18 protein-coding genes and 1 pseudogene are annotated in these 18,081 nt (G+C 59.8%); 4 read left to right on the top strand and 15 right to left on the bottom strand.

All coding sequences use genetic code 11. The features are described 5' to 3' along the window. Nucleotides 1-73 precede the first annotated feature (73 nt). Nucleotides 74-1,339 (bottom strand): 3-phosphoshikimate 1-carboxyvinyltransferase, encoded by a 1,266-nt coding sequence (aroA, locus tag NVV94_RS11985; RefSeq protein ID WP_258447343.1) that lies wholly within the window; start codon nucleotides 1,337-1,339, stop codon nucleotides 74-76. A gap of 160 nt (nucleotides 1,340-1,499) precedes the next feature. Here aroA and NVV94_RS11980 point away from each other — a divergent pair, with 160 nt between their 5' ends. Together NVV94_RS11980 and NVV94_RS11975 are read left to right on the top strand one after the other, a co-directional pair. Continuing rightward, nucleotides 1,500-3,173, top strand: a complete 1,674-nt coding sequence (locus tag NVV94_RS11980) for a M48 family metallopeptidase (RefSeq protein WP_258447342.1) — start codon at nucleotides 1,500-1,502, stop codon at nucleotides 3,171-3,173. A gap of 186 nt (nucleotides 3,174-3,359) precedes the next feature. Then, on the top strand, nucleotides 3,360-3,713 hold the full coding sequence (locus NVV94_RS11975; protein WP_258447341.1) for a DUF1428 domain-containing protein: 354 nt from the start codon (nucleotides 3,360-3,362) through the stop codon (nucleotides 3,711-3,713). 54 nt (nucleotides 3,714-3,767) lie between these two features. Here the strand turns inward: NVV94_RS11975 and NVV94_RS11970 are convergent, their stop codons facing one another. From NVV94_RS11970 to NVV94_RS11930, 9 genes and pseudogenes are all read right to left on the bottom strand, one after another. Next, nucleotides 3,768-6,893 (bottom strand): efflux RND transporter permease subunit, encoded by a 3,126-nt coding sequence (locus tag NVV94_RS11970; protein WP_258447340.1) that lies wholly within the window; start codon nucleotides 6,891-6,893, stop codon nucleotides 3,768-3,770. Beyond that, nucleotides 6,890-8,374, bottom strand: a complete 1,485-nt coding sequence (locus tag NVV94_RS11965) for an efflux RND transporter periplasmic adaptor subunit (protein ID WP_258447339.1) — start codon at nucleotides 8,372-8,374, stop codon at nucleotides 6,890-6,892. The genes NVV94_RS11970 and NVV94_RS11965 overlap by 4 nt, the downstream gene beginning before the upstream one ends. Further along, nucleotides 8,371-9,627: a TolC family protein gene (locus NVV94_RS11960; protein ID WP_258447338.1), complete on the bottom strand. Its 1,257-nt coding sequence runs from the start codon at nucleotides 9,625-9,627 to the stop codon at nucleotides 8,371-8,373. Before NVV94_RS11960 ends, NVV94_RS11965 begins: the two co-directional genes overlap by 4 nt. Before the next feature lie 98 nt (nucleotides 9,628-9,725). Further along, nucleotides 9,726-10,067 (bottom strand): hypothetical protein, encoded by a 342-nt coding sequence (locus tag NVV94_RS11955; RefSeq protein ID WP_258447337.1) that lies wholly within the window; start codon nucleotides 10,065-10,067, stop codon nucleotides 9,726-9,728. A gap of 146 nt (nucleotides 10,068-10,213) precedes the next feature. Then, nucleotides 10,214-10,456, bottom strand: coding sequence for a DUF2933 domain-containing protein (locus NVV94_RS11950; protein WP_258447336.1), 243 nt, complete (start codon nucleotides 10,454-10,456; stop codon nucleotides 10,214-10,216). A 261-nt stretch (nucleotides 10,457-10,717) separates the two neighbouring features. Next, nucleotides 10,718-12,072, bottom strand: a pseudogene (locus tag NVV94_RS11945) (heavy metal translocating P-type ATPase); the annotation flags it as partial. 91 nt (nucleotides 12,073-12,163) lie between these two features. Continuing rightward, nucleotides 12,164-12,376 (bottom strand): GDCCVxC domain-containing (seleno)protein, encoded by a 213-nt coding sequence (locus tag NVV94_RS11940; protein WP_258447335.1) that lies wholly within the window; start codon nucleotides 12,374-12,376, stop codon nucleotides 12,164-12,166. A 6-nt stretch (nucleotides 12,377-12,382) separates the two neighbouring features. Then, entirely contained in the window at nucleotides 12,383-12,658 is a 276-nt protein-coding gene (gene merP, locus NVV94_RS11935; RefSeq protein WP_258447334.1) for a mercury resistance system periplasmic binding protein MerP, read from the bottom strand. A 12-nt stretch (nucleotides 12,659-12,670) separates the two neighbouring features. Next, nucleotides 12,671-13,018 (bottom strand): mercuric transporter MerT family protein, encoded by a 348-nt coding sequence (locus NVV94_RS11930; protein WP_258447333.1) that lies wholly within the window; start codon nucleotides 13,016-13,018, stop codon nucleotides 12,671-12,673. A gap of 75 nt (nucleotides 13,019-13,093) precedes the next feature. On the opposite strand from NVV94_RS11930, the gene merR reads away from it, so the two are divergent. Together merR and NVV94_RS11920 are read left to right on the top strand one after the other, a co-directional pair. Beyond that, nucleotides 13,094-13,492 (top strand): Hg(II)-responsive transcriptional regulator, encoded by a 399-nt coding sequence (gene merR / locus NVV94_RS11925; RefSeq protein WP_258447332.1) that lies wholly within the window; start codon nucleotides 13,094-13,096, stop codon nucleotides 13,490-13,492. Then, nucleotides 13,492-13,626 (top strand): hypothetical protein, encoded by a 135-nt coding sequence (locus NVV94_RS11920; protein WP_258447331.1) that lies wholly within the window; start codon nucleotides 13,492-13,494, stop codon nucleotides 13,624-13,626. Before merR ends, NVV94_RS11920 begins: the two co-directional genes overlap by 1 nt. Nucleotides 13,627-13,738: 112 nt before the next feature. Here the strand turns inward: NVV94_RS11920 and NVV94_RS11915 are convergent, their stop codons facing one another. Genes NVV94_RS11915 through NVV94_RS11895 form a run of 5 tightly spaced genes read right to left on the bottom strand, consistent with a single transcriptional unit; the run spans nucleotide 13,739 to nucleotide 17,958 of the window. Further along, entirely contained in the window at nucleotides 13,739-14,206 is a 468-nt protein-coding gene (locus NVV94_RS11915) for a DUF411 domain-containing protein (RefSeq protein WP_258447330.1), read from the bottom strand. Continuing rightward, complete coding sequence (locus NVV94_RS11910) at nucleotides 14,196-15,008, bottom strand: cytochrome c (protein ID WP_258447329.1); 813 nt, start codon at nucleotides 15,006-15,008, stop codon at nucleotides 14,196-14,198. The genes NVV94_RS11915 and NVV94_RS11910 overlap by 11 nt, the downstream gene beginning before the upstream one ends. A 9-nt stretch (nucleotides 15,009-15,017) precedes the next feature. Beyond that, complete coding sequence (locus NVV94_RS11905) at nucleotides 15,018-16,004, bottom strand: copper resistance protein B (protein WP_258447328.1); 987 nt, start codon at nucleotides 16,002-16,004, stop codon at nucleotides 15,018-15,020. Beyond that, nucleotides 15,976-16,107 (bottom strand): hypothetical protein, encoded by a 132-nt coding sequence (locus tag NVV94_RS11900; RefSeq protein WP_258447327.1) that lies wholly within the window; start codon nucleotides 16,105-16,107, stop codon nucleotides 15,976-15,978. The genes NVV94_RS11905 and NVV94_RS11900 overlap by 29 nt, the downstream gene beginning before the upstream one ends. A 12-nt stretch (nucleotides 16,108-16,119) precedes the next feature. Continuing rightward, a complete protein-coding gene (locus NVV94_RS11895) occupies nucleotides 16,120-17,958 on the bottom strand; it encodes a copper resistance system multicopper oxidase (RefSeq protein ID WP_258447677.1) in 1,839 nt (612 codons plus the stop codon). Nucleotides 17,959-18,081: the final 123 nt, after the last annotated feature.

Here is an 18,081-nt window from a genome sequence, read left to right as displayed (position 1 = left end):
TACGCCGACGGACCTTTGTAGCCGCTGCCGCAGGCTGCGCTGAGGCCCGAAGGGCCTCCAGAATCACTCGGACCTACGCGTTCTCGAACTGCATCTGCACCCCAAGCGAGGCCAGCGCCTGCCAGTAACCCGGATAGGTCTTGGCCACGCAATCGGGATCTTGAATCCGGATACCCGAGACTTTCAATCCAGCCAATGCAAAGCACATGGCAATCCGATGGTCGGCGTGGGTGTCGATCAGCGCGTTGCAGGACGTCCCGGCCAGCGCCGGGTCGGCCGCTACCAGCAGGTCATCACCCTCGACAGTCGCCAACCCCGGGCGGATGGCATTCAAACCGTCGTACAGGGCCTGGACGCGGTCACATTCCTTGACCCGCAGGTTGGCAAGTTCGGTGAAGCGCACCGGTGTCCGGTTGAAGGCTGCCAGTACGGCCAGGGTCGGGATGGCATCTTGCATCTGCGAACCGTTGATCACAGCCGGCATGTTCGGAAACTGTACGATCACCTCATTGGCCCGGGCATCGGGCTGGGTGAAGTCCGCATCGGCGACGCCCAGGTCGATGGCGCCGTCGGTCAAGGCCTGCGCCGCCCAGAGGTAGGTCGCCGCAGAGGCATCCGGCTCGATCAGGTAATCGGTAGCGGTATAACCGGTCGCGGCCACGCGCCAGGTACTGTCGTCCAGCGCTTCGACCCGAGCACCGAAGGCGCGCATGCACGCCAGGGTCAGGTCGACATAACCGCGCGCGCCGATGTCCTTGCCGGTCAGCGCCACTTCAATGGGCGCCTGACCGCAGGCAGCCAGCATCAGCAGCGCCGAAACGTACTGGCTGGACAAACCCCCGTCGATCTCGAAGCGCCTGGCCTGAACCTGCCCGGCACCCTGGACGGTGACCGGTGGGCAGCCATTGGGGCTGTCGACGTTCAAGCCACCCTGACGCAAGGACGCCAGCAGCGGGCCGATGGGCCGCTTGCGCATATAGTCATCACCATCGAGGACCACCGTCCCATCGACCGTCGCCACCGCCGCCGTCAGAAAACGCATCGCGGTCCCGGCATTGCCGAGGAACAGCGCCTGCCCGGGCACCTGCAGCCTGCCCTGGCTGGTGACCACGAAGGTGGTGTCGTCGGGTTCGTCGATGATCACGCCCATCAGCCGCAGCGCATTGGACATGTGCCGGGTGTCGTCGCTTTTCAGTGCACCGGTCAGGCGACTGGTGCCCGAAGCCAGCGCAGCCAGCAGCAAGGCACGGTTGGTGATGGATTTGGAACCCGGTGGCGTGACCTTTCCGCGCAAGGAAAAGTCTGGCGCAATGACGGTCACGGTTTTCTGCGTACTCAATGGGTTGCGCTCCTGGATCTAAACGGCACAGTCGTCGGTTCTACTGCTCGAGAGCTGCATATAGTGCCATTTATCAGGCTGGCGCTCACCCACGAAATCATTGACGTAAATTCATGGAGGTCTGTGTGGCATGCAGTGACGACCCAGCGAGGACAAGTCGATGCGTGACTATTACGATTTGGGTACCTACCGCCGTCCGGTCACAACGAGCTCCGATCAGGCGCAAGTCTGGTTCGATCGTGGGCTGTTGTGGTGCTACGGCTACAACCATGAAGAATCCGTACGGTGTTTCCACAAGGCTGCCGAACTCGACAGCCGATGCGCGATGGCTTATTGGGGCATCGCGCATGCCTCGGGCTCGAACTACAACAAGCGCTGGGACGCCTTTACCCAGCCGGAACTGACCCAGGCCGTGGCCGAGGCCCGCCGGGCGACGGAAGCCGCGCTGGCACGCGTCGACGGCGCGACGCCAGTGGAACAGGCGCTGATCCGGGCGCTGGAGCAGCGTTACCGATCCGATCACACGGCAGGGCCTGAAGAGCTCTGCACCTGGAACGATGCCTATGCGGCGGCCATGCGCGATGTCTACGCCGCCTTTCCCGACGATCCTGATGTCAGCGCGCTGTTTGCCGAGGCGCTGATCAACCGCACGCCCTGGCAGTTATGGGACCTCAAGAGCGGAGCTCCGGCAGCGGGCGCCGATACGCTCGAGGCAGTGGCCGTTCTCGAGCAGGCGCTGCGGCGAATGGAACAGCACGGGGAGCAACCACACCCGGGCGTGCTGCACATGTATATCCATACCATGGAGATGTCGCCCCACCCGGAACGGGCGTTGCGGGCTTGCGATGTGCTGCGCGATCTGGTGCCCGATGCAGGGCATTTGCGCCATATGGCGTCGCATATCGACGTACTCTGCGGCCATTACCATGCAGGGATGGTGACCAACGGCCAGGCGATCCTGGCCGACCGCAAGTACCTGGAACGTGAAGGGCCGCTGCATTTCTACACGCTCTACAGAAGCCACAACTATCACTTCAAGCTCTATTCGGCGATGTTTCTCGGCCAGTACCGCCCGGCCCTGGACGCCGCCAATGAACTTGCCGCGACGATTCCCGAAGAACTGCTGCGCGTGACGCAGCCGCCCATGGCCGATTGGCTGGAAGGCTTCGTGTCGATGAAGGTGCACGTGCTGATACGGTTCGGCAAGTGGCGGGAAATTCTTGCCGAGCCCCTGCCCGACGACCCGCAGCTGTACAGCATGACGACGGCGGTACTCCATTACGGCAAAGGGGTGGCGCACGCGGCATTGGCGCAGATAGCCGCCGCAGAAGCCGAGCAACAACGCTTCCTTGAAGCATTACCCCGAGTGCCACCGACACGGTACATCTTCAACAATACCTGCACCGATATCCTGGCCATTGCCGCCCAGATGCTGCGGGGGGAAATCGAGTATCGCAAGGGCAACCACGACAGCGCCTTTGCGTACCTGCACCAGGCACTGGAACTGGACGACAACCTGCCCTACGACGAGCCGTGGGGATGGATGCAACCGGCCCGGCATGCGCTGGGCGCGCTGCTCCTGGAGCAAGGCCGGGCAGAAGAAGCGGCACAGGTCTATCGGGCCGATCTGGGGCTGGATAACTCCCTCAGTCGGGCGTCACAGCACCCGGACAATGTATGGAGCCTGCACGGCTATGTGGAGTGCCTGCAGCGCCTTGGCAAGCACGCGGAACTGGCGGCAGTGCAACCCCGTCTCGACCTGGCGATGGCCCGGGCCGATGAAGGGATCAGCGCGTCCTGTTTCTGCCGGGTGGGCAATGGCTGCTGCACCTGACACCAGCCTGGTATCGACTGCAAGGGTCGGGAATGACCGTCGGTCGGCGCGTGAAGATCTTCACCGGCAGGCCTGTCGAATTGACGCCCGCCGGATCGACTTATAAGCAGATCGACCCGGGATCGCAGACGCGATCGGCGCGAGGTCGATTGCGCCTATCCACGCAATCCAGGCAGGAGATTGATCATGTCTTATGTTGATGGCTTAGTTGCTGCCGTACCTACCGCCAACCGCGAGGCGTTCAAGCGCCATGCCGAATCCGCTGCGGCCATTTTCAAGGAGTATGGGGCATTGAGCGTTGTCGAGTGCTGGGGGGATGATGTGCCCGACGGCAAACTGACCTCGTTCCCGATGGCGGTAAAACGGAAGGAAGACGAGACGGTGGTGTTTTCCTGGATACTCTGGCCCAACCGTCAAATGCGCGATGCGGGGATGGCCAAGGTCATGGCCGATCCCCGGCTCCAACCGGACGTCAACCCGATGCCCTTCGATGGTCAGCGGATGATCTTCGGCGGTTTCGAGATGATCGTGAACGCGTGATCCAGTCCCCCCCCTCACTCGCCGCCACCCGGTCGGGCCGGCGGCGCGTGCCTGCTACGCGAGGCGCCGGCGGCGCATCAGGCGGTAGGCTGCCGGAATGACGAACAGGGAGAGTAAGGGTGCAGTGATCATGCCGCCGACCATGGGCGCGGCGATGCGGCTCATCACTTCGCTGCCGGTTCCGCTTCCCCAGAAAATCGGCAACAGGCCGGCGATGATGACCGCCACTGTCATGGCCTTGGGTCGAACGCGCTGCACCGCGCCTTCGCGAATCGCTGCAACCAGACCACGCTCGGTACTGTCACCGGCGTCTTCATGTTCGGCCCAGGCGTTCTTCAGATAGAGCAGCATGATCACGCCAAATTCGGCAGACACACCTGCCAAGGCGATAAACCCGACGCCCGTAGCTACAGACAGGTTGAACCCGAGCAGATAGAGGAACCACGCCCCGCCAGTCAGCGCGAACGGCAGGGTTGCCATGATCAGCAAGGCCTCGTCGAAACGGGCGAATGTCAGGTAGAGCAGCACGAAGATGATCAGCAGCGTGGCCGGCACCACCAGCTTGAGCCGCGCGTTGGCTCGTTCAAGAAATTCGAACTGCCCTGAGTAGCTCAGGCTCATTCCTGGCTGCAATTTGACCTGCTCACTGACGACCCGGCGCAGGTCGGCAACCACCGAAGCAATATCCCGGCCACGCACATCGATGTACACCCAGCCGGAAGGTCGTGCGTTCTCGCTCTTGAACATCGGCGGGCCGTCGCTGACCTTGACCTTCGCCACCGTGCCGAGAGTGATCTGACTCCCCTGCGGGGTGAAGATCGGCAATTGCTCCAGAGTGCCGAGCGAGTCACGCCACTCACGGGGATAACGCACGTTGATCGGGAAGCGCGCGAGCCCTTCAATCGTCTCTCCAACATTTTCACCGCCGATAGCCCCGGCGACGATTGATTGCACATCGGCGATATTCAGCCCGTAGCGGGCAGCGGCCTTACGGTCGATATCCACGTCGATATAACGTCCGCCGGTCAGGCGCTCAGCCAGGGCCGAACTGACCCCGGGCACGTCCTTGGCCACGCGCTCGACGGCCTGAGTGGCCGCATCGATATCCGTCAAGTTGGCGCCGGCGATCTTCACCCCGATCGGGCTCTTGATCCCAGTGGCGAGCATGTCGATACGGTTGCGGATCGGCGGTATCCAGATGTTGGTCAATCCTGGGACACGTACCACCCGATCCAATTCCTCTACCAGCTTCTCCTGAGTCAGGCCGGGGCGCCATTGCTCACGCGGCTTGAACTGGATGGTGGTCTCGAACATCTCTAGCGGTGCCGGGTCGGTGGCGGTTTCAGCGCGGCCAGCTTTACCAAAGACATGCTCGACTTCGGGCACCGTCTTGATCAGGCGGTCGGTCTGCTGCAACAGCTGCGCTGCCTTCTGCGCTGACAACCCCGGCAGGGCCGAGGGCATGTAGAGCAGGTCGCCCTCGTCCAGCGGTGGCAGGAACTCGCCACCCAAGCGAGCGATCGGCCATAACGTGCTGAGAAAAACCAGTAGCGCGATCAGCAGGGTGACTTTGGGCCGATGCAGCACCGCGTCCAGGGCTGGTTGATAGAGCCTGATCAGCCAGCGGTTCAACGGGTTCTGTTCTTCTTTGGGAATCCGTCCGCGAATCCAATAGCCCATCAACACCGGCACCAAGGTCACCGACAGACCGGCCGCCGCAGCCATGGCATAGGTTTTGGTGAAGGCCAACGGGCCGAACAGGCGGCCCTCCTGGGCCTCCAGGGTGAACACCGGAATGAACGATAGAGTGATGATCAACAGGCAGAAGAACAACGCCGGCCCAACCTCGGCGGCCGCTTCGGTCATCACATGCCAGTGGTGTTCGCCCTCCAGTTCTTCCCCAGGATGGGCCGCGTGCCACGCCTCGACCTTTTTGTGGGCGTTTTCGATCATGACCACCGCGGCGTCGACCATGGCACCGATGGCAATAGCGATCCCGCCGAGGGACATGATGTTGGCATTGATCCCTTGGTGGCGCATGACGATGAAAGCAATGAGCACCCCAATCGGCAGGGAGATAATGGCCACCAGCGATGAGCGCAGATGCCAGAGAAATAGCCCGCAGACCAAGGCGACGACGATGAACTCCTCAAGCAGTTTGTGGCTGAGATTTTCCACGGCGCGGTCAATCAGCTTGCTGCGGTCGTAGGTAGTGACGATTTCAACCCCGGCAGGCAGGCTTCTTTTCAACTCGTCGAGCTTGGTCTTGACCGCTGCAATGGTTTCGCGAGCGTTCTTGCCACTGCGCAGAATCACCACGCCGCCGACCGTCTCGCCTTCGCCGTCGAGTTCGGTGATGCCGCGACGCATTTCCGGGCCCAACTGGATAGTCGCCACATCGCCCAGGCTTACCGGTACGCCACCGACACCGAGCTTGAGTGGAATCGCGCGAAAGTCATTGAGGGTCTTCAGGTAACCGGAGGCGCGCACCATGTACTCGGCCTCGGCCATCTCCAGCACCGCACCACCGGTTTCCTGATTGGCCTTGCCGATGGCCTCGACAACCTCGGCCTGGGTAATGCCCAGGCTCGCCAGTTTGAGTGGGTCGAGCTGCACTTGGTACTGCTTGACCATGCCGCCCACGGTGGCCACCTCGGCAACGTTCGCCAGGGTCTTGAGTTCGAACTTGAGGAACCAGTCCTGCAGGGCGCGCAGTTGCGCCAGGTCGTGGCCGCCACTGCGATCCACCAGCGCGTACTGATATATCCAGCCTACCCCCGTGGCATCTGGCCCCAACGCCGGTTTGGCGGTGGCTGGCAGGCGACTTTGTATCTGGCTCAGGTATTCCAGCACCCGCGAGCGAGCCCAGTACACGTCAGTACCGTCTTCAAACAGCACGTAAACGAAGCTGTCGCCGAAGAAGGAGTAGCCACGCACGGTCTTTGCCCCCGGTACCGAGAGCATGGTGGTGGTCAACGGATAGGTCACCTGGTTTTCAACGATCTGCGGTGCTTGTCCGGGATAAGGCGTGCGGATGATCACCTGAACATCGGAGAGGTCCGGCAGTGCATCGATGGGGGTGCTCTGCACCGACCAGACACCCCAGGCGGTGACGAACAGCGTCGCCAGCAGCACCAGGAAGCGGTTGGCCACTGACCAGCGGATAAGGGCAGCGATCATGGCTGGCCCCCTGATTTTTCCAGGCGCTCTACTCGCAAACCATCGTCGGTTTGACTGACTGATACACGAACCTTGTCGCCCGCCTTGAGTCCTTGCATGAGCGCCGGGTCAGCCAATGGGAAGGTCATGGTCATGCCAGGCATGCCCAGCGTCTTGAACGGCCCATGGGCGAGGGTTACCTCTTTGCTGTCGATTTCGATAACCTGCCCATCGGTCTCATGAAAGGCTGCAGCTGTGGAGGGAGGTGGTGGTATTTCCAGCGTTCTCGCGACGATTCCCTTGAGGCTGGCCTCGGAGTCGAGCAGGAACTGTCCGGAGGAAACCACCTGCTGGCCTTCCTCCAGACCTTTCAACACCACCGTCTTGCCTTCGCTTTCCTGCCCAAGTTGAACCTCTACTGGCCGGTAGCGACCGGCGTCTTCGGCAAGCATCACCAAGGCGCGTCGGCCGGTGCGAACAACAGCCTCGCTCGGTACCCACAACACGCTTTGCCCGGTCGAGCGACTCAGGCGCACCTGTGCCGTCAATCCGGGTCTGAGGCGCCCGTCAGGGTTGGGTAGTTCGACGCGTACACGAATGGTGCGACTGTCCGGATTGGTTTCCGGAAGAATCGCGCTAACCGTGCCGTTGAGCACAGTCCCTGGGAAGGCTGGCAGGCGTGCTTCTACCGTTTGACCGACGACGATCGTTCCAGCCTCCGACTCTGGAACGGACACGGCCAGCCAGACACTACTCAAACCATTGACGCGTGCCAGGGTCTCGCCGGCGGCCACCGTCATTCCCTCGCGTACCTCCAACTCTTGCAGCACACCACCAATGGGACTGGTGAGGGTCAGGTTCGGCTGGACCTTGCCGCTGCGCTCTACCTGAGTAATCAGCGCCGCCGGCATCCCGGTGAGGCGCAGCCGTTGGCGTGCCGCCGCCAGCAGGTCAGCATCGCCATTGCGTTTGAGTGCAAGAAACTCTTCCTGGGCAGCGGCCCATTCCGGTACCAGTATGTCCGCCAATGCCGCGTTGGCTTTGAGTACATCACCTGGAGCATGGGCATAGACCCGCTCCACAAAGCCAGCGGTACGCGCCTGAACTACCGCGACATCCCGCTCGTTGAACGCCAGCACACCCACCACGTCCAGGCTGGAAGCGAGAACTCCCCGACTGACTGTCGCCAGGCGCAGGCCGAGGTTCTGGGTCAGACTTGGGTCGATGCTGACGGCTGCGCTGTTCGTCGAGGCGTCCACGTATTGCGGCACCAGTTGCATGTCCATGAAGGGCGATTTACCCGGTTTATCGAACTTCTGCTGCGGGTACATTGGATCGTACCAATACAGTGCCTTGCGTTCGTCTTGCGTCCTGGGACTCTGTTCGGTGGCGGCACCAGGCATTGCGCTCATGCGCTGCTGAGCGAACCAGTACCCGCCGGCAACCCCCAAGGCAACCGAGAAGCTTGCCAACAAAGCCCCTTTCCAGATTCGAGTGCTCATTGGCTGGTTTCCCCGTAAGTGAAGTACAGGCGCGCACTAGTCAGCGCTCGCTGTTCTTCGAAGTCAATTTGTTTGAGGCGGGCCTCTATGAGTTCACGTCGAGCAGCGATGACGGCTGCCAAGTCGCCTTTGCCGGCGCGGTAGCTGGCCATGCTCAGCCCGACCTTTTCCTTGGCCAGGGGTAACAGGCTGTCCTGGCTGCGTTGTACGGCGCGGTTCAGGCGCTCGTAATCGGCCAGACTCTCCTCCAGTTGCTCGGTATGCTCGCGTACCTGGGCTTCGCGCTCGGCCTCCAATTGATTGAGTTCGGCGTGTTTGGCGGCGATCTTCGGATTTTGTCGGGAGCCGGGGAACAGTGGCAGGTCGAAGGTGAATTGCACGCTCACCATGTCGCCAAATTCCCGCCCGCGGCGCTGGTAATCGAGTTCCCAGCTCCAGTCGGACTGCTTTTCCGCCTCGGCTTCACGCACTTTGGCCTGCGCTTCACGAGTCATAGGGGCGAAAGCCGCCAGCTCCGGATGATGTCGGAGCTTATGGATATAACCCGAAGTATCGATGGGCCACGGCGGCAAGCTGCCGGTTGGCTGATCATTGGCAGCCGGACCAATCCAGCGTTTGAGCGCGGCTCGGGCTTGCGCACGCAGACGAATCAGTTCGTCCTGTTGCTCCGCCAACTGAGCGGCTTCCTGTTTCGGCGTGACTGCATCGGCAGGCTGGGCACGGCCGCCGGCGATCTGCGCCCGGACGGTATCGGCCAGCAGCCGGTTTTCCCGATAGAAGTCCTGGAACAGTGCCTCTTTACGTTCGACCGAATAGCTGCTGATCCAGGCCAATGCGGTGGCCTGACGGACATTCAGTCGCTCCACGCGGCCTTCAGCCGCAGCGCGGTCGACGGCCGCCTCGGCGACCTCGATACGTGCCTTGCGTTTGTCGCGGCTGGGCACTTCTTGCATGACCCCGACCATCTGCATGGTCATGAAGTCCTGGTCAATGCTCCAGCGATCGGGACCGCCAATGGGATAGTTCTGCACACCCAGCAGTAATTTCGGATCGGGTAGTTCGCCGGCGGGAATGGCGGCGCTGCTGGCAGCTTTCAGTTTGGCTGCCTGGGCGGTCAGCGACGGCGCATTGTCTTCAGCCAGTCGTAACGCTTCGTCGAGCGTCAAGGCGCCAGCCTGGCTCGGCAATGCCAGCACACTTGCCGCCAGGGCAGCCATGATGGGCCAACCTGTGCGATAACACTTGGAGTTCATGTTCACGATTCCTGTGATGATCCACTGCGCGCCTCTTGAACATGCGCGCAGATAGGCCATCCCGCCAGGGCGGGATGAGGCTCAATGTGGTACAGGAATCAAGCGCGCGGCGGTCGCCATACCCCGGAAGGGGTTTGGGCAGGCACGAAGTCGCTGGAGAAGGAAAGCACAACGGGGCTGAACACGGTGATGGGGGGCTTGACGATTGAGACTTGCAACATTCCGCCAGTTTTGCACTCCTGGCCAGGTTTGCAGGGTTTGCCGTGATCGGAGGGGCTTTTCATGTCCTGACAGCAGTCCTGACCCATATCACCCATCATGGCCATGCCCGCCGTTTTCATTGGGCAAGGTTCTGTCGGTGCCTGAATGCCCGCCATCCCACTGAGGGGAAGCGCCAGGCTAATCAGGAAAATGAGGCAGCACCGTAGGTAGTGTTTCATGCGGGGGAGTCTAGCCGCTGATAACTGACTGTACAATTACAAATCTGTCAGGACGAGTCTGAAGTCCAATAGGCACCTTCTCGTGTAGAAACAAGGAGGCGCTAAACAGCCCGGCCCAACTCGCTGAGCATGAAAATAGTTACAGCTCACGGCCTATCGTCTGGATCACGTTTGGTCGGTTTGACCTTCAGTGTGTCATCGGTAGTTGGCGCATCCTTGTGCATGTTGCGCATACAAAACACCATCACTAGCGGACACAGCAGCAATAGCAAAACTGGCGCGGCGGCTATGATCCAAACTTGAAAAGCGGGGAACAAGACATAGGCAGCCGCCAGGATAATGGCAGCACCGACTCCCAGCTGGACCATTGTGGGATTATTACGCGTCATGATGTTCTCCTTTCGGGCAAGTCATGGGAGGGAAGTCATCCAGAACCAGCCCAGGTGGTTGCTCAGCGTCATCGCAATGCTCGGCCAGATATGACAGGGCCTCGCGCATGATCCGCAGCGTGGTGATACGCGCATTCAGCGCCTCGATTTGGCTCAGGGCAATGGCCTGAACCTCGCCATTGCCGCGCCAGCCACCACCGGACTCAACAGGCCCATTGCCGCCAGCGGAATACCGATCAGGTTGTAGATGAAGGCCCAGAGCAGACTCTTCAAAATCCGCCCATAGGTGTGACGGGACAGCAGCAGGGCATCCGCCACCAACGCCGGGTCGCCGCGCATCAGGGTGATACCGGCGGTATGCATCGCTACGTCGGTACCGGTCGACATCGCGATACCGACATCGGCCGCTGCCAGTGCTGGCGCGTCGTTGATGCCGTCACCAACCATCGCCACAACTGCGCCGTCGACCTTCAGTGCCAGTACCGCCGCTGCTTTGTCACCGGGCAGCACCTCGGCGCGTACCTCGTCGAGGCCGAGTAGCCTGGCCACGCTGCTGGCGGCTCCAAGGTTGTCGCCGGTAATCATCACGGTACGGATACCCAGCGCTTTCAACCGGGCCACGGCTAACCGTGCGGAGGGCTTTAGCACATCACCGAAGGCAATCAGGCCCAACAACTGTGGTCGCTTGGATAGATCCGCAAGCCAGGACACGGTGTTGCCAGCCTCGGCCAACGCCGCTGCACGAACTGCAAGCAATTTCCAAGGCTTGCGCATCCTTGATCAGAATGCCGTGGCGCGCGCCGACCCCGGTACCCGCCATGATCACGGTTGGTGTGGCGAGGCCCAACGCACAGGGGCATGCGATAACCAATACCGCCACCGCGTTAATCAGCGGACCGGCCACCTCGCCAGTCAGCCACCAGCCACCAGCCAATCAGCAAGGTCATCGCCGCGACCATCAGCACCACCGGTACGAAGACGGCGCTGATTCGATCGACCAAGCGCTGAATCGGCGCCTTGGTCGCCTGGGCGTTTTCGACCAGTCGAATGATCCGGGACAGGGTGCTTTCCGCGCCGACCGCTGAGGTCATGATCAGTAGCAGACCTTCGCCATTGATTGCGCCACCGGTCACCGGGTCGCCTTCACCTTTCGCCACTGGCAGACTCTCACCGGTCAGCAGTGACTCGTCGAGATGGCTTCGCCCTTCGTGCACCACGCCGTCCGCCGGCACCCTGCTCGCCCGGCCGCACAACCACTAGGTCTCCGACGATTGTATCACCAACGGCAAGGACAGCACGGCGGCCGCAACCACCGGCCACCAGTCACGGTGAAGCGCTGGCGTGGTGGACACCTCGGCAGCCGGAACGCTGGCCTCGTAGCCGGCAGCTGCCACCGTTTGAATCAACACTGACAGCGATACTACGCCGGATACGGCCCGAACCCTGGCCATTTCACTGGCCAGATTCACCGCTGCCGACCGTACACCCGGTACATTTAGCAGGGCTTTTTCGATGCGCCCGACGCACGAGGCGCAAGTCATTCCCGCTACGCCGAGCGTCCATTGCTGGACAGGATTAGAAGTGGCGGTAGCGGTATGGGGGAATAGGCTGGCCATCACCCACCTCCTGAGGAACCTCTCTGCTTATGAGGTTGGACCTTGCCACTGCGGCAAGGTCAAGCAGTAACGTGATGGCCCGGTGTACCACCTATCCACAACATCCTCGCTGCGCTTGAATCGGTGGGCATTTCACCGAGCCGAAGGAGCAGAACACGCAGCAGTCGCCTGGATCAGGGCGCAGTAGTTTTTTGCAGTTGCTGCATTCGTAGAAGTACAGACAGGCATCTGTGGGCATGGTTTCGCGCCTGGCGAAACCACAGTGCGGGCAGGTCAGCACAGACTCAAGAACAATGGTACTCATGCGGCATCACTTCTGCACGGTGGAGGGGTAGCCTGCGTTCATTGTCGCTTTGGTGAGCGACTCGTACGTGGTTTGGTCTGGGTCGAAGGTCACAGTGGCCGTTTTCTTGTCGAAATCGACTGTGACAGTACTTACGCCTGGTACCTTCTGCAATGCCTTCTTCACTGTGATCGGGCAAACCGCGCATGTCATGTTCTGCACTCCGAGCGTAACGGATACTGGTGGGGCGGCCAGAGCTGCCAAGGGTAAACTGACGAGCAGGGCAATCAGTAGTTGGCGCATGGTGATCTCCTCTCAGTAAAACAGTGGGGCGAGCCAAGGCACGGCCAATAGGCCGAGCAGCAGTACTGCAACCAACCAGAAAATGAACCGTTGCCGCTTGAGGGGACGAGAGACTGCGCAAGACGAACCCGAGGTACAGGCCTGTGGTACAAGGTAGAGCCTGTGGAAGGCCAACCCCAGAAACAGCAGCGTCAGCCCGATGAAGATCGGGCGATAGGATTCCAGTGCCGTCAGATTTGCGACCCAGGCACCGCCGATCCCAAGGGTCAGCAATATCAGTGGTCCGACACAACATACGGATGCACCAATAGCGGCAAGCGCACTGGCGATTAGCGAGTTTTTTCCCGTGATTAATGCCATGTCGGTTTCCTTGAGCCTGTTTGCCCAAGTGATACTCTAAACCCTGTACCTGGGTACGGAATCAAGGGGAACGTGGTGTCGAAAGAGCTGACCATTGGAAAGCTGGCGGATGCAGCTGGAGTGAATGTCGAGACAATTCGTTATTACCAGCGACTCGGCCTGCTGGATGAGCCCACCAAGCCGCTGGGTGGTCACCGCCGCTATGCGGTGGAACAGGCAGAGTGCCTGCGCTTTATCAAACGAGCACAGGCACTCGGCTTTACGCTATCCGAAATTGGCGGACTGTTACGGCTGGATAAAGGCTGTGCGTGCGTCGAGACGCGGGCATTAGCAGTCAGCAAGCTGGCGCTGATTGAACAGAAAATCGTCGACCTTGGCGCGTTACAAAAAAAACTGGTCAGCTTGGTGCAGCAATGTGACGCCGGAGATGGAGGGCTGAATTGTCCAATCATCGAGGCACTGGAGCATGAGTAATGCTGGGCGGGATTGCCTTGCTGACGGGCTGTCGGCTGGATGACAGCGACTCCGTGGAATCCATGCTGATGATGGTGTCGCGCTTCAATGACAAGGTGCAGGCGGCGCTATTCGATCCGGGCAGGCTGGCATGACGACCAGGTATTGCCCAAGCGGTCGAAGGCGCGGGGGCCGGCATGATGGCGAATGGGATGATGGGCGGCGGCATGGTCATGGGCGATGACTATGCAAAAACCGGGGTGAAGATTAGTTTTCTGGGTACTCCGCGATCACTTGGTCGGTACCTGCTTTGTTCAGGCCGATGACCTGATAAGCATCCTGCTTCCCACCGAACTCCATACCAGGCGAGCCTGCCGGCATACCCGGCACAGCGATCCCGATAAGGTCATCGCGTTTGCTCAATGCGACTATTTGCTCCGCAGGTACATGGCCTTCAACGAACTTTCCGTTGATCACCGCGGTGTGGCATGACGATAGACGCGGAACAACACCCAGGTCCTGCTTGACCGCGCTCATGTTGGTTTCTACATGATCAACGACGGTGAAGCCGTTTGTTTCAAGGTGCTGAATCCACTTCTTGCAGCATCCACAGTTAGCGTCCCGATGGACGTCAATCGTCAGAGGTTCTGTGGCATGAGCCGCCGAGCCGATAAACAGAACTGCGAATGTCGCGAGACGAAGTGCCCGACCAGAACGAAGAAAGCTATTGCGCATGGGTGTGCTCCTTGCCATCGGCATGGGTATGAGTCTTTGGCTGAGCTACTGAACTTGCAGGAGCATCGTGTGACGAACCCATTCCTTCAGGATGGGCGTGCTCGACGCTTTCATCCGGAGCAGGTGCTACGGCTTTATCGTGAGCATGGGCGTTGCTTGTATCGTCGTGGTGAACGTCAGCTTCGGCGAGCCCCCCAACTCCACTTGCATCACCGCTAGAAGACGCTTCATTTTCACCGTTATGCTGAACTTCGTGGTTATGCATCCTGGTCTCACCACCACCGTGCTGGTGGCCACCGCTGCTCGCGGCAAGAGCTCTATATTGCTCAGCATTCATGGCAGGAAGCTGTTGAAGAAAGGCGACCATTCCCCAGATATAGGGATCTGCCATGCTTCTCCCCCAGGCAGGCATGCCCGTGGACTTGATGCCGTGCTTGATGATCCAGAACGCTGCGGCAGGATTTCCATCCACACCGAGCTTCGACAAATTCGGGGGAGCCGGATAAAGACTCTTGCTCAACTCGGTTTGCGCGAGCCCTGGCGCCAGGTGGCAGCCAATGCACATCGCATTGTAGTTGCCGGCACCTGCACGAATGAGCCCTTCATCCGTCAGTTCGGGGACTTTGATGTCTCGGGAGCGCACTTCGATCGAGCGATCCCGAGCGGTCGAAAGCAAGGTGTATACGGGATGCGAATGAGGGTCATCGGCACCCACGTTAAACACACCAAAATACACGACCCCGGCACCTACAATGGCTGTAACCACACCGGTAGCACTCAACGTTTTGATTGTTCTTTTCATGTCAGCCCCTTAGAACCACATGCGAATACCGGCTACAAATCGAGCCTCGTTGGTATCTTCCCCTTCGTCGCTGGCGTAATCGGCGGTGTTGCCATAGGCGCGACTCCAGGTGACCCCGATATAGGGAGCAAATTCACGAACAATCTCGTAGCGCAGTCGCAAGCCCACTTCGGTATTGGCCAAGCCAGAGCCAATCCCGCGCTGAGGATCGTTTTTCCCGTAGAAGTTCACTTCGGCTGTCGGCTGCAAGATCAGGCGGTTGGTGAGCAGAATGTCGTAGTCACCTTCTAATCGAGCGGCGGTCTGGCCGTTCTCGCCGATGAAAGCAGTTGCTTCTGCTTCGAAGTTGTAGAGGGCCATGCCTTGGATACCGAAGGCACCCCATGTCTGCGGCGAGCCCGGTTTGAAGTCTTGGCGTACGCCGGTAACAACATCCCACCAAGGGCCAATCGAATGCCCCCAAAGCGCTTGAAGTTCGGCATCTTCGGTCACACCGTTGGTGCGCTCGCCTTCCGAACGCAGCCACAAACGATCAATGTCGCCGCCGATCCATCCTGACGCATCCCAACTCAAAGCACTGCCGTTATCCGCGTCCTGGTACTCGAACTGATCAAGAAGGAAAAAAGAGTTGAGTTTTTTGTCATGAACGCCATGACCAGCGACAGGCGGAAAAGCAGCTGCACGGTCAGCATCGGTCAGTACTGGAATGGGGGTCCGACTCGTGGTGGTTGCCCCAGCCTCCATTTTCATTTTGCTGTGATCCATGCCCTCCATCTGGTCTTGGTCCATGTTCATTGTGCCGTGGTCCATCGCGCCCATCTTGCTATGGTCCATGGTTCCCATCGAACCGTGATCCATCCTGGAGTGATCCATCTCTTCAGCTGCGCTAGCGATACCAACAAACACCGAGCTGACCGAAACCGTCAACGCCATCAGGGTCGGACGTAAAAGCTTATGGGTCATGGTCTCAATCCGCTTTTTTGGTTTTTGAGTCATGATCCATCGCCTCGTGATTCATTTTGCTGTCCATCGCTCCAGTCATCAGGCCAGCAGCAAGGGCGCAACCGATCAATGACTTACGATTCATATATGTGCTCATAACCCGTCTCCTTTACTCATCGACCCGTACTTCACGGAACATGCCCATTTCCATGTGAAACAGCAGGTGGCAATGGTAGGCCCAGCGCCCCAGGGCATCGGCGGTCACTCGATAGCTGCGTTTGGTACCTGGCGGCATGTCGATCGTGTGCTTGCGTACCATGAAATTACCGCTCTCATCCTCGAGGTCGCTCCACATTCCGTGGAGGTGGACGGGATGGGTCATCATGGTGTCGTTCACCAGCGTGATGCGCAGGCGCTCGCCATATTTGAGGCGCAATGGCTCGGCGTCGGAGAATTTGATGCCGTTGAATGACCAGGAAAACTTCTCCATATGGCCAGTCAGGTGCAGCTCAATCGTACGATTTGGCTCGCGGCCATCAGGGTCCTGGAAAGTGCTCTTCAGGTCGGCGTAAGTGAGGACACGACGGCCATTGTTCCGTAAGCCAATACCCGGGTCGTTGAGTTTTGGCGCAGTGCTCATGGCTTGCATATCAACCAGGGGGTTATTGGTTTCGGAAGCCGGGTGAGATTGCATCTCCATGCCACCCATTCCAGCCATCCCTGACATCTCGCCATGATCCATGCCGGTCATCTTGCTGTGATCCATACCGGACATTCCGGACATGTCGCCGTGGTCCATGCCAGTCATCTTGCTGTGATCCATACCGGACATATCACCTTGCTTCATGGAGCCGTGGTCCATCCCCGCCATGCTGCCGTGGTCCATACCACCCATCCCCATGTCATCCATGGTTAACAGCGGGCGTGGATCAGTTGCCGGTACCGGTGCGCTCAGCCCTTCGCGCACGGCCAGGGTTCCGCGGGCATACCCGGTGCGATCCATGGACTGGGCGAAAATGGTATAAGCCTCAGCACTGGCAGGCTCGACGATCACGTCATAGGTTTCTGCCACGGCGATGCGAAACTCATCGACGCTGACAGGGTTGACGTGCTGGCCGTCGGCGGCCACGACGGTCATTTTCAAGCCTGGAATGCGGACGTCGAAGTAGCTCATGGCTGAGCCATTGATGAAGCGCAGGCGAAGCTTTTCGCCGGGTTTGAAAATACCGGTCCAGTTGCCGTCAGGGGCCTGACCATTCATGAGATAGGTGTAAGTAAATCCACTGACGTCTGCGAGATCGGTGGGGTTCATTTTCATTTCGGCCCACATTTTTCGATCCGCCACTGTCGCGGACCAGCCCTTCTCGCTGACATCGTCGATGAAGTCGGCAACTGTAGGCTTGTGGTGGTTGTAGTAATCCGACTGCTTCTTCAGCTTGGCCATGACTCGATCTGGATCTTCATCGGTCCAGTCACTCAACATCACAACGTAATCACGGTCGTATTGGAAAGGCTCAGGTTCCTTGGAATCGATCACGATCGGCCCATAGACGCCTACCTGCTCCTGCAAGCCAGAGTGACTGTGGTACCAGTAAGTGCCGTTCTGATGCACCTTGAATTTGTACTCATACATACCATCGGGCGCGATGCCATGGAAGCTCAAGCCCGGTACACCGTCCATGTTTGCCGGCAGGATGATCCCGTGCCAATGGATGGAAGTGTCCTGATCCAGGCGGTTCTTCACCCGCAGCGTGACTGTATCCCCTTCGCGCCAACGCAGCAGCGGCCCCGGCAAAGTGCCGTTGATGGTCATGGCTGTACGCGGCGAACCGGTGATGTTCACTGGGGTTTCGCCAATGAACAGGTCAAATTCATTGCCGGTCAGTACGCTCGGCAGACCAGGGCTGGTCACGGCCCATACAGGCGTGCGCCACAGACCAAGGCCGCCGAGAATGCCACCAGCGGCGAGGCCTTTCACGAAGGTCCGCCTAGAGGTTTTGGAATGCATGCCGTTTATGTCCAATCAGTCAAAAGGGAAACCGCGCGAAACACACTGAGCGTTGTGCTTACCGGCTGGTGGGCGTTCACTCAGGAGTTCGTCGCGAATCCCGATGAGCCTTGCCCGCCGCCG

The sequence above is a fragment of the Pseudomonas sp. LS1212 genome (assembly GCF_024741815.1).
Classification (GTDB): domain Bacteria; phylum Pseudomonadota; class Gammaproteobacteria; order Pseudomonadales; family Pseudomonadaceae; genus Aquipseudomonas.
This window is presented reverse-complemented; position numbering and strand designations above follow the sequence as displayed.

Bases quoted from the DNA above. Each gene is read 5' to 3' on its own strand.
- NVV94_RS11915 (WP_258447330.1), bottom strand. From the start codon at position 14,206: ATGCGCAATAGCTTTCTTCGTTCTGGTCGGGCACTTCGTCTCGCGACA.
- NVV94_RS11900 (WP_258447327.1), bottom strand. From the start codon at position 16,107: ATGAGCACATATATGAATCGTAAGTCATTGATCGGTTGCGCCCTTGCT.
- NVV94_RS11950 (WP_258447336.1), bottom strand. From the start codon at position 10,456: ATGACGCGTAATAATCCCACAATGGTCCAGCTGGGAGTCGGTGCTGCC.
- NVV94_RS11905 (WP_258447328.1), bottom strand. From the start codon at position 16,004: ATGACTCAAAAACCAAAAAAGCGGATTGAGACCATGACCCATAAGCTT.
- NVV94_RS11955 (WP_258447337.1), bottom strand. From the start codon at position 10,067: ATGAAACACTACCTACGGTGCTGCCTCATTTTCCTGATTAGCCTGGCG.
- NVV94_RS11965 (WP_258447339.1), bottom strand. From the start codon at position 8,374: ATGAGCACTCGAATCTGGAAAGGGGCTTTGTTGGCAAGCTTCTCGGTT.
- merP (WP_258447334.1), bottom strand. From the start codon at position 12,658: ATGCGCCAACTACTGATTGCCCTGCTCGTCAGTTTACCCTTGGCAGCT.
- NVV94_RS11975 (WP_258447341.1), top strand. From the start codon at position 3,360: ATGTCTTATGTTGATGGCTTAGTTGCTGCCGTACCTACCGCCAACCGC.
- NVV94_RS11970 (WP_258447340.1), bottom strand. From the start codon at position 6,893: ATGATCGCTGCCCTTATCCGCTGGTCAGTGGCCAACCGCTTCCTGGTG.
- NVV94_RS11920 (WP_258447331.1), top strand. From the start codon at position 13,492: ATGCTGGGCGGGATTGCCTTGCTGACGGGCTGTCGGCTGGATGACAGC.
- NVV94_RS11930 (WP_258447333.1), bottom strand. From the start codon at position 13,018: ATGGCATTAATCACGGGAAAAAACTCGCTAATCGCCAGTGCGCTTGCC.
- NVV94_RS11895 (WP_258447677.1), bottom strand. From the start codon at position 17,958: ATGCATTCCAAAACCTCTAGGCGGACCTTCGTGAAAGGCCTCGCCGCT.
- NVV94_RS11960 (WP_258447338.1), bottom strand. From the start codon at position 9,627: ATGAACTCCAAGTGTTATCGCACAGGTTGGCCCATCATGGCTGCCCTG.
- NVV94_RS11910 (WP_258447329.1), bottom strand. From the start codon at position 15,008: ATGAAAAGAACAATCAAAACGTTGAGTGCTACCGGTGTGGTTACAGCC.
- NVV94_RS11980 (WP_258447342.1), top strand. From the start codon at position 1,500: ATGCGTGACTATTACGATTTGGGTACCTACCGCCGTCCGGTCACAACG.
- NVV94_RS11940 (WP_258447335.1), bottom strand. From the start codon at position 12,376: ATGAGTACCATTGTTCTTGAGTCTGTGCTGACCTGCCCGCACTGTGGT.